10 protein-coding genes are annotated in these 14,670 nt (G+C 46.3%); all 10 read left to right on the top strand.

Annotated elements, in window-relative coordinates; genetic code table 11:
- Positions 1-122 precede the first annotated feature (122 nt).
- Positions 123-659 carry a sigma-70 family RNA polymerase sigma factor gene (locus BWI96_RS19155; protein ID WP_106638132.1) on the top strand — a complete coding sequence of 179 codons (537 nt, stop codon included), beginning with the start codon at positions 123-125 and terminating at the stop codon, positions 657-659.
- Between the two features lie 231 nt (positions 660-890).
- Complete coding sequence (locus BWI96_RS19150; RefSeq protein WP_106638131.1) at positions 891-4,235, top strand: SusC/RagA family TonB-linked outer membrane protein; 3,345 nt, start codon at positions 891-893, stop codon at positions 4,233-4,235.
- 2 nt (positions 4,236-4,237) lie between these two features.
- Positions 4,238-5,872, top strand: coding sequence for a SusD/RagB family nutrient-binding outer membrane lipoprotein (locus BWI96_RS19145; protein WP_106638130.1), 1,635 nt, complete (start codon positions 4,238-4,240; stop codon positions 5,870-5,872).
- Between the two features lie 74 nt (positions 5,873-5,946).
- Positions 5,947-6,789 carry a glycerophosphodiester phosphodiesterase family protein gene (locus BWI96_RS19140; RefSeq protein WP_106638129.1) on the top strand — a complete coding sequence of 281 codons (843 nt, stop codon included), beginning with the start codon at positions 5,947-5,949 and terminating at the stop codon, positions 6,787-6,789.
- A 358-nt stretch (positions 6,790-7,147) separates the two neighbouring features.
- Positions 7,148-7,486, top strand: a complete 339-nt coding sequence (locus tag BWI96_RS19135) for a potassium transporter KefB (protein ID WP_232793812.1) — start codon at positions 7,148-7,150, stop codon at positions 7,484-7,486.
- A gap of 232 nt (positions 7,487-7,718) precedes the next feature.
- Positions 7,719-8,108: an efflux RND transporter periplasmic adaptor subunit gene (locus tag BWI96_RS19130; protein ID WP_106638127.1), complete on the top strand. Its 390-nt coding sequence runs from the start codon at positions 7,719-7,721 to the stop codon at positions 8,106-8,108.
- 14 nt (positions 8,109-8,122) lie between these two features.
- The gene (locus BWI96_RS19125; RefSeq protein WP_157830449.1) at positions 8,123-8,851 is read left to right on the top strand and encodes an efflux RND transporter periplasmic adaptor subunit; all 729 of its coding nucleotides are present in this window, start codon (positions 8,123-8,125) and stop codon (positions 8,849-8,851) included.
- 53 nt (positions 8,852-8,904) lie between these two features.
- Positions 8,905-12,039 (top strand): efflux RND transporter permease subunit, encoded by a 3,135-nt coding sequence (locus BWI96_RS19120; RefSeq protein ID WP_106638125.1) that lies wholly within the window; start codon positions 8,905-8,907, stop codon positions 12,037-12,039.
- A gap of 69 nt (positions 12,040-12,108) precedes the next feature.
- Positions 12,109-13,524 carry an efflux transporter outer membrane subunit gene (locus BWI96_RS19115; protein ID WP_198555309.1) on the top strand — a complete coding sequence of 472 codons (1,416 nt, stop codon included), beginning with the start codon at positions 12,109-12,111 and terminating at the stop codon, positions 13,522-13,524.
- 19 nt (positions 13,525-13,543) lie between these two features.
- Positions 13,544-14,647, top strand: coding sequence for a sensor histidine kinase (locus tag BWI96_RS19110; RefSeq protein WP_106638124.1), 1,104 nt, complete (start codon positions 13,544-13,546; stop codon positions 14,645-14,647).
- Positions 14,648-14,670 lie beyond the last annotated feature (23 nt).

Genomic DNA, 14,670 nt, shown 5'->3' with positions numbered 1-14,670 from the left:
CAAAATAAGGGCACTTTTTTAATAATTAACCTTAATTTAAGGTAACCATTTCCTCCCACAATTACTCATTGAAATAGTTATTTACTTAAGTTAATAACTCATTGTATTAACCTAACATTTTTATGCGTTTCCATACAGAAGATACGTCCCTACGGGCGGCATCCGGGGAAGCCTTTGTCTTTTCCAGCCTGTATCAACATTATTACCACTCCGCTTTGAAATTCTGTTTGGATCTGATTAAAGATCGGGCGGAAGCTGAGAATATCATTCACGATGTTTTCATGAAGATGTGGATCAAAAGAGCATCACTCAAAGCTGAGTTAAATTTAAAGTCTTACCTATTTACCAGTGTAAAAAACCTCACGCTGGATCGCTTAAAAGAAATTCAGAAGTCGGATTTATTGCAAAAACAATTTCTTTTAGTGGAGGCCATTGAAATGCCGGAGGAGGAAGAAGATGGCTCCATACAAGGATTGAGGGAGGCTTTGGATACGCTTTCCGAGAAGAGAAAGCAAATTCTTTTTCTGAATATCCAGGAGAAAAAGTCATATCAGGAAATTGCTAATGATCTGGGTATTTCAAAAAATACGGTAAAAACCACCTCATTGTTAGTAAAAAAATCATCCGAGATCGAATGGTATGGCCTAAGTAGTCACTAATTCGTACGTTAATTATTTATTTAATAGCTGATGATACACCTGTTCTCTCTATTAACCAAGTATTTATCCTAGAGTAGGAATTTGCTGGTTTCAAGAGGAGAATTAAAGTCTTTATTTTTAATAGTATTTACATTTTCCCCATTGCTTAAATGATTTAAAATTACCGTTAAAATCATGCTTTTTATCAGAAAAATTAGTTCTGTTCAAAAGTCATTGGTATTATTTATACTAATGGCTCCCTGGATCTGCTTTCAATCCTGGGCCAGCAAACCTTTTCAGACCATCACTGGAAAGGTAACGTCAGCAAAAGATGGGTCTCCTCTCTCGGGAGTAAACGTACTACTGAAAGGGACCTCCATCGGAACGACAACGAATCATTCCGGGCAGTATTCCCTCACTACTGCATCGGATCAGGCCGTTCTTGTGTTTTCATTTATTGGTTTTCAGTCTCAGGAAATTTCAGTAGGAAACAAAACGGTTATGGATGTAGCCCTGGTCGAAAGCGACGCTTCTCTTCAGGAGGTGGTGGTAACGGCTCTGGGCATTCAGCGGGACAAACGCTCCCTGGGTTATTCCGTGGGCGAAGTGCAAGGGAAAGACATGACCCGCGTAGCTCAGGAGAATGTTCTGAATTCACTGGCGGGAAAAGTGGCAGGGGTACAGATTAGCCAGACAGGCCCAACAGGTTCTTCGGTAAGCATGGTGATTCGCGGAGCTAAATCCTTAAGCAATGATAACCAGCCTTTATTCGTAGTGGATGGGGTACCGCTGGCAAACACGCTTAACAACATAACCGAAATGGGTTCGAATAATAAAGTCGATTATGGGAATGCCATTTCAGACTTGAATCCTGAAGATATTGAAAGCGTATCGGTATTGAAAGGGCCCAGTGCAGCGGCTTTATACGGCTCGCGGGCTGGTAACGGGGTTGTGCTGATTACAACGAAAAACGGCAGCAAATCCAAGAAAATGACGATTTCGGTGACTACGAATACCGTGCTGGATCGCCCTTTCCGTTTTCTGGATCGTAATAATCGTTTTGCTTCCGGCGTCTTCCCGTACACGCCTGATTTTAACCCTCATCCCGGCGGAGTTTTGGAAATTGAAGAAGGCTCATCGGGGGGGAATGGCCCGGAATTAGACAAAGGATACAAGGCTATTCAATGGAACAGTCCACGCGATGCCAATGGTAATCTGGTGCCGCTGGAGTTGGTTTCTCACCCCAATAACGTCCGTAACTTCTTTCAAACGGGTATTACTTCGACCAATGGTATCTCGATCGCAAACAGTAACGATCTGATGAATTACCGCCTGTCGTATTCAAACATGAGTAATCGCGGAATTATTCCGGGTTCTGATCTCTTCAAAAATACGCTCAGCTTAAACTCCTCAGCCAGACTGCACAAGAATCTGACGTTGAGCAGTACGATTGACATCAGCCGTAGTAATTCCAATAACCGACCTTCGGGAGACCGGGGTACTAACCCTATGCAATGGGCCTACGCCGTTTCGCCGCACATCGACATCCGTGACCTGAAAAATTACTGGGTTTCGGGTAGAGAAGGACTGGAACAGCTTTCGCAGGCTCCAGGGGAATACAACAACCCTTATTTCCTGGCCCATGAAGTAAAAAATAGCTTCGTTCGTGACCGGATGTTCGGTAATCTGAAACTGGATTGGCAACTCACGCCGTCATTCAGTCTGATGGCTCGTTACGCCGTGGATACGTATACTGAACAGCGGGAAACGAAAATCCCCTTTAGTTATACAGACGAACCCAAAGGAGCGTACGGCATTGTGAACATGACCCGTTACGAACGCAATGCGGACTTTTTAGCGACCTATAAAAAAGACTTCAATCAATTCCATTTGTCGGTATCTGCTGGAGGGAATGTGCGTTACCAGAACGGAACGGATCAGATGACCTCCTCTAAAAGCAAAGCAGGTCTGATTTTACCTAATCTGTATACCGTTCAGAACATTGCAGTGGCGAACGTTAATTATTCCAACAGTCGATTTCAGCGGGGGATTAACAGCCTTTATGCCCTGGCTAACTTCGGTTTCAAGGACATGATTTACCTGGATGTGACGGGACGTAATGATTGGTCGAGTACACTTCCTGCGGATAGTCGCTCGTATTTTTATCCTTCCGCTTCCCTGAGCGTGCTGATCAATGAAATGATTAACCTGCCGCAGGCGGTCAATCTTGTGAAGCTCCGGGGCGGGGTTGCTCAGGTAGGTACAGATGCCAGTCCTTACAGTCTTTACAATACGCTGGCTAACGTAGGTGCCTGGAATGGCATCACCCGTCTGGGGACTTCATCTACTTTGCTAATTCCAAATCTGAAACCTGAAATTGCTACTTCAACGGAGGGTGGCCTGGATTTAGCATTGTTGCATAACCGCTTACGCTTCGCCGGAACGTATTATGTTTCTTCCAATAAAAATCAGATCATCAATACTACGCTGCCCTCTTCTTCAGGGTATTCTTCAAAAAATGTGAATGCCGGATTGCTGGAAAGCCGTGGCGTGGAGCTTTCGCTGGGAGGCACACCCGTGGATCGTAATGGCTGGCGTTGGGATGTTACCGCCAATTTTACCAGAAATACAACGACCATCAAGCGTCTTTCGGACGGCCTTCAAAGTTATACCCTCTGGACGGATGCCAAAGGCGGTGCCTGGACTTACGTAGGAGAGAAAATCGGTGACATTTATGATGCGGAGCTAGTAACGGTTACGGATCCTAACTCACCTTATTACGGGTATCCTATTCTTGATAAAGATGGTTCCTGGCAGTCGGTGACAGCTACGAAGACCCGTAATAAAATTGGCAATTTCAACGCTGATTTCATGTTAGGCTTACAGACCTCTCTTTCTTACAAGCGTCTTACCCTAAACATGAGTTTTGACTGGCGTCAGGGAGGAGATTTTATTTCACAGACCTATCGGTACATGGAATCTGATTTCAGAACAAGCCGATTCCTGAAAAACGTCATCAACCCCAATGGTTTGTCAGGGGATGCTCTTCGTAACTATCTGGTAGCGAATGCCGATCAGATGATTCGTGTGAATGGAAATCACTTCCACGTAGTAGGGGGCCCAACAGCGGCAGATGGAAGTTTCCCTTTCGAATCAGGCGGCGTAGTTTATCCCTACGGCGGTGTGTTCAATCCCGGTGTGATTGCTCAGTACGATGCGAAAGGGAACATCACGGGTTATACCGAAAACCTCGGTTCCAGTGGAACAAAATACCTTCCTTATTCCGACAACTATCCCTGGAGTTTTGCCCGGGCAGCTCTGTTCGATGCTTCGTTCTTAAAACTGCGAGAAGTAAGTCTGGCTTACGAACTGCCTTCTGCTTTCGTTCGCTCGCTGGGTTTACAAAACGCCAATTTCTCGGTGTATAGCCGAAACATCATGCTGTGGACGGCTGCTAAAATCGGTATCGATCCTGAAACGGCATTCCAACCTCAATCAGGGTCGCAGGCAGGCACCCAATTCAAGCAGGGTATTGAACGGTATAATGTTACGCCCTGGGTAATCCCCGTGGGCTTTAAACTGGGTCTAACTTTCTAAGTATGAAAAAGTACTATAAATTTTCCTTTCTGCTGGTTTTCAGCTTATTGGTCTCCTGCAAAGATTTAACGGAACTGAACGTTAACCCGAACGGAATTCAGGCGGACGTGGCTAATCCGAACCTGGTTTTATCAACCGTGTTGACCGAAGGCCCCAAGCTGTATTTGAATTTAGGCTTTGGGGATATTTCCGGGGTCATGCAACACACGCAGGGTGATGCCTGGTTTAGTTCCCGTAATGACTACGATTGGTCGGGCAGCCAAAGCTGGACGGCTTATTATGACGTTTTGCGGAACAATCAGATGGTCTATAACCGGGCTGTTGACCTGAAGTATGAGTTTCATCAGGGAGTTACACTCACCATGCGGGCGTTCCTTTTCGGTCTGATCACAGACCTGTGGGGCGATGCTCCATACGCCAATGCCTTGAAAGGGGATTTGGGTGGGAACGAGTACACCATGCCTAAATACGATTCTCAGGAAAGCATTTATGCTGGCGTACTCGCTGATTTGGAGAAAGCCAATACGCTACTGTCTAAGTCATCGGCTGAATACCAAGGAATTGATGCCAGTGCTGATGTGATTTACGGCGGTAACCCCGCCAAATGGCGTAAACTGGCCAACTCTCTGGCCTTACGCTATTACCTTCGTATTTCAGGGAAATTGCCAGAGAAATCAAAGGCTGGTATTGAAAAAATCGTCGCCAATCCTACGCAATACCCCATCATTACCGAAGCCACCGATGATGCCACTTTGGCTTATGTAGGAAATAACGATGGAGATTCATGGCCTTCAAATACGGTATACGATGCGAGTGGAAGTAATTACCGTCGCATTAAAATGTGTGCAACGCTGGTGAATGCGATGCAGGCCATTAATGATCCTCGTCTGGCAATCTGGGCCAAAAAAGTAGAAGTGCCGCTGGTCGTAGACGCTACCTTACCCGCTAAAACAGACGTAATCAAAGATGGCAAGCGTTACCTGTCTCCTGACAAAGTAGGTACTGCTCAGATCAATACCAATGCGGATTATGTAGGGTTACCTCCCAGCGTTTCCTCTTTGCCTTCGTCTTATAACCTGAATCCTACGCCGGGTCAGCTTTCGTATAACCCACACGTTTCGTACCTGAACGAGATATACAAAGCGGCCAAGGGAAGCTTATTGAAAGCCCGTTTGATATCGGCGGCTGAAGTTCATTTTATTCTGGCTGAAGCTTCGCAAAAAGGCTGGGCGGCGGGTAATGCTCAAACGCATTACGAATCAGCAATTAAAGCCTCATTGACTACCTGGGGCGTTTCTTCTTTTGCTGCTACTTACCTCGCCAATGAAGGCGTGAAATATAAGGGAACGCTGGAGCAACTCATGCAACAAAAGTGGATTGCTAGCTGGACTGCCGCCACAGAATCCTGGTTTGACTTCCGTCGTACCGGCTTACCAGCATTAACGCCTGGCCCTGCCGCCAATCGGCGAGTCCTTCCCATTCGTTTTTATTACATGTCCGATGAAATACGGATTAATCAGGCCAATGCGGCCTCGGCCATAGAACAACTGGAAGAATCCGCCTATTCTCAGGCGGATGGCAAGAACAGTGCCTGGTCGAAAAGCTGGCTAATTAAAGGAACCTCTAAACCCTGGTAATAACCCCAGTTCAATCGCTCCAGGAAGCCGTAAGGTTTCCTGGATTTTTCATTACTAACGAACCCTCTTTTACTATGAAACGCTGTTTAGCCGTATTTACTTTACTCGTGTTCAGCCTAGTGACTCAGGCTCAATCTAATTTTAATACTTTACAACGCTATTTTAACAATCCAGCCATTGTATTAGTGGCTTCTCATCGGGCGGTGCATCATACCCTTCCCGAGAACTCCATTCCGGCTTTTCAAAAGGCCATTGATATCGGTGTTGACATTATTGAAACGGACGTGAAAGTAAGTAAAGACGGCATTCCGTTTTTATTACACGATCGAACACTGAATCGAACCACCAATGGGAGAGGTAACGCAGAAGAGTATACGCTGGCCGAGCTGAACACCTTATACCTGAAAGACTCCCAAGGTAAATTAACCTCCGAACGAATACCTACACTGGAAGAGTTACTGCGGTTAGCTAAAGGAAAAATTTATATCGATCTGGACCTGAAAACCGACCGTCTTAGCCCCGTTGTTGAGATGATCAGAAAAATGGACATGAGTGCTCAGGTGTTTTTATTTGATGATGATACGACCGCACTAGCTCAGGTCAAGCAGGTAAACGCCGCCCATCAATTGATGCCAAGAGCCCATTCCAAAACTCAGGCAGAAGAGCTACTTTCCTCATTTAAACCTAAGCTGATTCATATTGACCATAGTTTTTATGAAGCCCCGGTTTCAGAATTAATTAAAAAGCAGGGAGCCAGAGTATGGATTAATGCTTTAGGCGAGCCGGATGCCTTAGTAAGAAAAGGCCAAATCGAGAAAGGCTTAAGTATGGTACTTGATCACGGAGCAAATGTTATTCAAACCGATGAGCCGGAATTACTTTTAAAACTTCTGAAAGAAAGAAAACTACATCCTTGAGAATTTAAGGTATTACGGTTAGTACTTATTTTTAGGTTTGACTTAATCAAGCTATGCTTCCCGGAACAAATCTTTAGCTTTTCAATAAAACTTACTTCTTATTTAGGGGTATACATATTGTTTCATAATTACCCTTATGTTAAATAAAAATCTCTAAAATTACCTTTTTTAAAATAAAAATATGCCCATCTCCTACTCTGAAAAGAACCTCTCTCTGCTTTTCATCCCCCTCCCCTCGTATTCAAAATCATGAATGGAAATTTTTTTGTCATGAGAAGAATAGATTTCCGATTTTTGTATTTTACTTTGCATTACAAAGTACTTTTAATAAAATAAACACGTGAAATGCCATAGCTTCATGATCCATCAAAATTCACTCAGACTCTTTTCCGTTCCTATTGCCTCTCTTAGGAAAGGCATGGCTATTGGAGGATTGATTGCCCTGTTTATCATTAGTTTGTTCCTCTTCAGTGCCCATAACCCCAACCCTGCCTGGGGTAAATTCTGGATGATTAAGCCGCTCCTCATCGTTCCGTTGGCTGGGGCGGCGGGCGGTGCCTTTTTCTCCTTTATTAATCCCTTTCATTATCGAAGCAACTGGAGAAAAGCTCTCGCTCTGGTGGTAGGTGTACTGGTGTTTATGATTGGCTTATGGCTGGGTACGGTATTGGGATTAAATGGTACTTACTGGAATTAATATCGTGTTTGGTGGCTGAAGTACGTCACATGTAAAGCATCCCGGATGGTAGTAGCTATTCGGGATTTCTCGTATATGGCGGGTGTAAAGCCTAGATTAATGATTGAAATTCAAGAACGAATCAGTCGGGTTTGAATCCGATTCGGGGGCATTTTTAGTCGGATGAGTCACAAAAACATCAGTAACTAATAGTAGAGGATCTATTTTTGAAGTAATCAAAAGATAGAATCCCGTGAAACACTTCCCCTCTCTTAAAAATTATACCCTTACGACCCTGTTATTTCTCACCTGGATTGGTCTGGCAGGCTGTACCACTTCTGCCGAAAATCAGACCGAACAAACTGCCGCTGCTCCGCAGAAACGCAGCGTGATTACTTTAAAAGAGAATTCAGTTACCCTTCATAAAGAATACCCTGCCCGCATTGAAGGAAAAGTTAACGTCGATATTCGCCCGCAGGCGGAAGGCTACCTGGAGAGAATATACGTCGAGGAGGGAGCCTATGTAAAAGCGGGACAACCGCTGTTTAAAATTGCCGATGCCCCTTACCGGGAAGCTTTACATACGGCTCAGGCTAACCTCGGGGCAGCTCAGGCGGATTTGAAAAAGCTTCGCTGGAAGTAGATAAATTCCGGGAGTTGAGCCAAAGCCGCGTTACCTCCGAGTTTCAGCTTAAAACGGCAAAGGCAGCCTATGAAACGGCGAAAGCAAACGTAGCTCTTCAGGAAGCCGCCGTAGCAACCGCTCGCATTAATCTTGGCTTTACCTTAGTGAAAGCTCCCGTGAGTGGGTTCATCGGTCGAATTCCGAAGCGAATCGGTAACCTGGCTTCCAAAACGGATACGGAGCCGATGACTACGCTTTCGGACATTAGTCAGGTCTACGCTTACTTTTCCATGACCGAACAGGATTTTCTTCGACTCAGTCGCCAATCCGATCAGTCATTAACGCAGACGCTAAAGCAGCTTCCGGCGGTTCAGCTAATTCTGGCTGATGGTAAACCTTTCGAACATTCCGGTAAGGTGCAGATGGTAGACGGCAAGTTTGATACCGGCACGGGTAGTATTAGCGTGCGGGCCGCCTTTACCAACCCCCGGCATTTGCTTCGCTCGGGTAACACGGGCCGCATTGTATTACCTGAAACCCACGAAAGCGTGATGCTGATTCCAGTGCAGGCTGTGTCCGACATTCAGGATAAGCTTTACGTTTTCCGTCTTACGAAAGATAACCGTGCAGAGCGTATAGCTATTATCGTCAATGGTAAAAGTGGAGATAATTACGTGCTGGTGAAGGGCTTAAATCCCGGTGATCGCATCATTGCGAAAGACGCGGCACTGGTGACGGAAGGTGAGCAGGTAGCTCAATAAATAAAGATCTTTAGGTAATTACAGCCCGTGTTGCGGTCTATTTCCCGGTTGTTATGCTAAAAAATATTATACATAGGCCCGTTCTGGCCACGGTTATTTCCATTGTACTAGTGCTGCTGGGGCTCATCTCCCTGAGTCGTTTACCCGTCATGCAATTCCCCGATATTGCTCCGCCTACCATTTATGTAGCCGGACTTTATCCCGGGGGTAATAGCGAGAGTGTTACGCGTTCGGTAATCACGCCCCTTGAAGAATCGATTAATGGCGTGGAGAATATGCAGTACATTAAATCCACAGCCGGAAGCGATGGTTCTTTCTCAATTCAGGTAATCTTTAATCAGGGCACTAACCCGGATCAGGCAGCGGTGAACGTTCAGAACCGGGTGGCTCAGGTCAACAGCCAGATTCCGGCGGAAGTTATTCGGGCGGGTATCACGACCACCAAGCAACAGAACAGTAACATCATGTTCTTTAATTTGCTGAGTCGCGATTCTTCTAAATTTGATGAACTCTTCTTGCAGAACTACGCCAAAATCAACCTGGTTCCGGCCCTGAAACGGATTAAGGGTATCGGTAACGTTCAGCTCTTCGGAAGTAAAGATTACGCCATGCGGATTTGGCTGAATCCCCAGAAACTCACGGTCAATAATCTGGTCCCGCAGGACATTGAAACCGCCATTGCCAATAGCAGTCTGGAAGCTTCGCCGGGAAAACTGGGCGAAGAATCCAAGGCTCCGCTTCAGTACATCGTAAAGTACAAAGGTAAGCTCAATCAGCCCGAGCAGTTTGAACAGATTATCCTGAAAGCCAAACCCGACGGTTCACTTTTACGCTTACGTGATGTGGCTCGTATTGAATTTGGTTCAGCCTTTTACGACAGTGACAACTACGAAAATGGAAAGCCCGCCGTAACGCTGGCTATCCAGCAAGTGAGCGGATCGAATGCCAATGAAATTGAAATTGCCGTTCGCAAATCGCTGGAAGAAAGCCGTAAGAATTTTCCGAAAGGCGTTGACTATGACATCATTCAAAGCGTAAAAGAACGACTGGATCAGTCCATCGATCAGGTAAAAAGTACGCTGATGGAAGCGTTCATTCTGGTGTTTATCGTCGTATTCCTGTTCTTGCAAGACTGGCGTTCCACGCTTATTCCAGCCATCGCCGTTCCGGTGGCCATTGTCGGTACCTTTTTCTTTCTTCAGATTATCGGGTTTTCCATTAACGTATTAACCCTTTTCGCTCTGGTATTAGCCATTGGTATTGTGGTGGATGATGCCATTGTGGTAGTGGAAGCGGTACACGCCAAGATGGAGAACGAAAACATGGAACCGGAGGAAGCGACCGTTTCAGCCATGCAGGAAATCACCGGAGCGATTCTGTCTATTACCCTCGTCATGGCGGCAGTATTCCTTCCCGTAGGTTTCATGAGTGGCCCGGCGGGCGTGTTTTACAAGCAATTTGCCTTTACGCTGGCCAGTGCCATTTTGATTTCGGCGGTAAACGCCCTGACGCTGAGTCCGGCCTTGTGTGCCTTATTTTTGAAGAATACGCACGGAGAAAAACCAGGTCAGGGATTCAAACAACGTTTTGTGACGGCCTTCAATACGGGTTTTGATAACCTTACTTCCAAGTATGTGCGGAGTATTCGTTTCCTGATTCATCAGAAATGGATAGGTATCGGAGCGTTAGCCCTCGTGGCAGGTTTTGCCTTTTTCCTGATGAATCGGGCCCCGAAAGACTTTGTACCGAATGAAGATGACCGCTTTGTGATTTACTCCCTGGCTCTGGCTCCGGGGAATAACCTGAAGTTTACGACCAACGCCATTCGTCGCATTGATCAGGCCTTAGAGAAGATGCCAGAAGTCGAGTCGGTTACCAGTATCTCAGGCTTTAACCTGCTCAGTAACAGTGCCGGCCCTTCCTATGGCGTAGGCTTTATCCGACTAAAAGCCATTGGGGATCGGGGTGAGATCAATGATATGGACGAGATTATTGAAGCCATGACCGGGCGATTGGCTTCCGTAAAAGAAGGGGAATTAAGCTTATTCCGTTCGCCCCCGGTGGAAGGCTTCGGTAGTGTGAATGGTTCGGAACTGGTTTTGCAGGATAAAACGGGCGGCAGTCTGGAGTCTTTCAATGCCAGAGCCCAGCAGATCATCGGAGCCCTAAATCAGGACCCTGCCATTGGCATGGCCTTCACGACGTTCCGCAGCGATTTCCCCCAATTTGAAGTGGAAGTAGATGAGGATAAAGCCTTTCAACTAGGCACCACGCCCCGCGACGTTCTGACGACTTTGCAATTATTCTACGGCGGAGCCCAGTCGAGTGACTTCGTACGTTTTGGTAAATTTTACCGCGTCAATGTAAAAGCCGAAGGGCTCTACCGGATGGACGAAGAATCATTAAATCAAGTCTTTGTGAAAAATGCGAATGCTGAAATGATTCCGATTGGTACCCTCGTCAAACTACGTAAAGTATACGGCCCGGAGGTCATTAATCGCTACAACCTTTTCAGCAGTATCACGGTCAACATCATGGCGAAAGACGGGTATAGTAACAGCCAAAGCATGGATGCCACCGAGAAAATTCTGAGCGAAAAGCTACCTTCGGGCTATGGCTACGAATGGAGTGGATTAAGCCGGGAGGAGAAAGAGTCAAGCGGACAGATGGTACTTATTTTCGGCATGTGCGTGGTTTTTACCTATTTCCTGCTGGCGGCTCAGTACGAAAGTTATTTATTACCGCTGGCCGTTATCCTTTCTATTCCTACCGGACTTTTAGGCGTCTATCTCGCCATTGGCATGGCAGGGATTACCAACAATATTTACGTACAGATTGGCCTTATTATGCTGATTGGTTTGCTGGCAAAAAATGCGATTCTGATTGTTGAATTTGCGTTGAAAGCCCGGCAATCCGGTATGGAGATTGTGGAAGCGGCCCTGGAAGGAGCCCAACAACGCTTCCGCCCAATCCTGATGACCTCGCTGGCTTTTGTGGCGGGTCTGGTGCCTCTGATGTTTGCTACGGGTGCTTCGGCGGTAGGTAACCGTTCGATCAGTACCAGTGCCGCCGGGGGTATGATTACCGGCGTGTTACTGGGTTTGTTAATTATCCCGCTGCTATTCGTGATTTTTCAGTCTATTCAGGAAAAAGTGAGCCGCAAACGCAGAAAACCCAGTTATTCCTAAAGCCGGGACAACTCCATAGGCAGGAAAAGCTGGTTAGCTTCCCCAGTGAAACAGCTTCCCTCAAAAACCATGATTAATAAGAAAATGAAAGCTATTTATTCCGTCCTGGTGATTCTTTGCCTGCTTACGGCCTGCAAAGTAACCCGGGATTATAAACGTCCTGATTTACAACAACCGGAGCAGTTTCGTAACGCTCAGGTAAGGGATACGACGCTCCGAACGTTACCCAACGTTCAGGACTTCTTTGCCAATGCCACCCTTCGCAGTCTTATTGATACGGCTCTGGCGTATAACAATGATTTACGCATAGCCATCAAGAACATTGAATATGCTCAAACTACGTTGAAGCAGGTGAAGCTCAACTACCTCCCCGATCTGAACGCTCAGTTGCAGGTCAGTCGCAACCGGACGGCCCGTAACAGTTTTGCGGGGTTGGGGAATGAAGCTTTCATCGGAACATTGAACGTCAATGATTTTAATGTAAATCTGGGCCTGAATTGGGAAGTAGACATCTGGGGCCGGGTAAAGCGGCAGAAAGAAGAAGCTCTGGCGGGTATCTTACAAAATGAAGCATTGAAACGCGGGGTACAAACCCGATTGGTAGCCGACGTAGCCAATGGTTATTACAACTTGTTAATGCTGGACGAGCAACTGAGCATTGCTCGGCACAGTGAGGAACTCAGTGACAGCACGGTTATGATAACGAATGCTCAGTACCGGGTTGGGGAAGCGACTCAATTGGCTATTCAACAGGCGAAAGCCCAGTTGGAAGAAACCAGACAGCTCATTCCTCAGATTGAACAAAGCATCATTCAGCAGGAAAATGCTTTAAGTCTGCTGTGCGGGTCCTACGCGAAGGGAATTACCCGTCGGGCCCAGCTGGGGCAGGAATTTAACCTCAACCATCAGCAGGGTTATTCAGTAGAGTTGCTGGCGGCCCGCCCGGACATTCATGCTGCCGAATACGAGCTGAGAGCAAACAACGCCCGGCTAGGCATCGCAGAAATTGCCTTGTATCCGAGATTGGTTATTACGGGACAAAGTGGATTAACTTCCTTTCAGGTTTCCAACTGGCTGAACGTTCCCGGTTCGTTCTTCTGGAATATTGCGGGAGGCCTAACTCAACCCGTTTTTCAGCGGCGGCAGTTAAAAACCCAGATTGAACAAGCCCGAATCAATCAGGAAAAAGCGGCGATTAATTTTCAACAGGCCGTCCTCACGGGTTATACCGAAGTGTCTAATGCCCTGGTGGCAAATCAGAAAATCGAAGAGCAGATTCAACATGCGACCAAGCGTCGGCAGGCTCTGGAAGAGGGCATTGGTTCAACCGAATTGTTATTCAAAAATGGAATGGCTAATTACCTGGAAATCATTACCGCTCAAAGTAACTTCCTGCAATCCCGGTTGAATGTTACTCAATTGGAACGGGAAAAGGCAAATGCAACCATCGAACTCTACCGGGCTTTAGGCGGCGGCTGGCGTTAAACATCTCTCCAAATCATGTATGCCCGCATTTCACGTGAATCTTGATCGTAAATCATACCGGCGGTACATCCGGCTGGCCATGACGCCCCTGGTCGTATTAGCCATTCATTTGCTGTATTACCTCATCAATCCCGATAATCGACTCTGGACGTTGGGAGGTCTTCTAACCTGCAAAGAATGGGTAACTGATTTGACCATTACCTTCATTTTCAGTTGGTTCATCATTGAAGTCAGTATCGGTATTGCTAGCGGACTCGAACGTTGGCTCCCCTGGGTTAATTCTCCGTTGGCCCGGTTTGTGAGTCAAACAGTACTAACGCTGGGGGCGAGTATTGGCCTGTTAATGATTCAGGATCAGATTTATACCTGGTTGTATCCCGGAACGCCTACGCCTCAGGAAGAACTGGAATCCTGGCAATTTCTGATCGTTAACCTCATTGTTTCGTTAATGATTAGCACTTTTCATACGGGGTATTTCCTCCTGAGTCGTATCAAACAAAGTCTGGAAGAGGCCGCCGAGCTGAAAGTTAAAACGCTGGAATTAAAAGGCGTGGCTCTTCAGGCCGAGCTGCAATCGTTAAAGCTACAACTAGACCCTCATTTTCTCTTCAATAATTTCAGCACTTTATCTGAACTGATTCAGGAAGATACCCATAAGGCAAGTTTGTTTTTGGATAAATTATCGAAGGTATATCGGTACATGATTCAGAACACTCGGCAGGATCTGGTGCCTTTGAAAGATGAAATTGCCTTCGTTAAAGCCTACCAGTATTTAATTCAGATTCGGCACGGCGAGCAGGTGCAGATTTGCTTTGATATTAACCCCGATTTACTAACCAAACGGGTCCCTCCCATTGCCATTCAGTTGTTAATTGAAAACGCCATCAAACACAATCGGGCGACGTATGCGAAACCGCTAAAAATTCAGATTTACGATCTGGGTAATCGGCTTTGTGTTTCCAATAATTTGCAGCCTTTCCCAACGCCATTGCCTTCAACCGGATTAGGGCTGGAGAATATTAAAAATCGGTATCGCCTTTTGTCCTACGAAATTCCCGTTCAGGGTTCTGACGCTGAATTATTCTGGGTGGAGTTACCTTTATTTGATTACTCCAAGCCCTAATTTTCTGAGAGTGCCTTAATCGT

Source organism: Siphonobacter sp. SORGH_AS_0500, from assembly GCF_002838835.1.
In the GTDB taxonomy this organism is placed as follows: Bacteria; Bacteroidota; Bacteroidia; order Cytophagales; family Spirosomataceae; genus Siphonobacter.
Note: the sequence above shows the minus strand (reverse complement) of the source record. Positions and strands in the feature narration are given on the sequence as shown.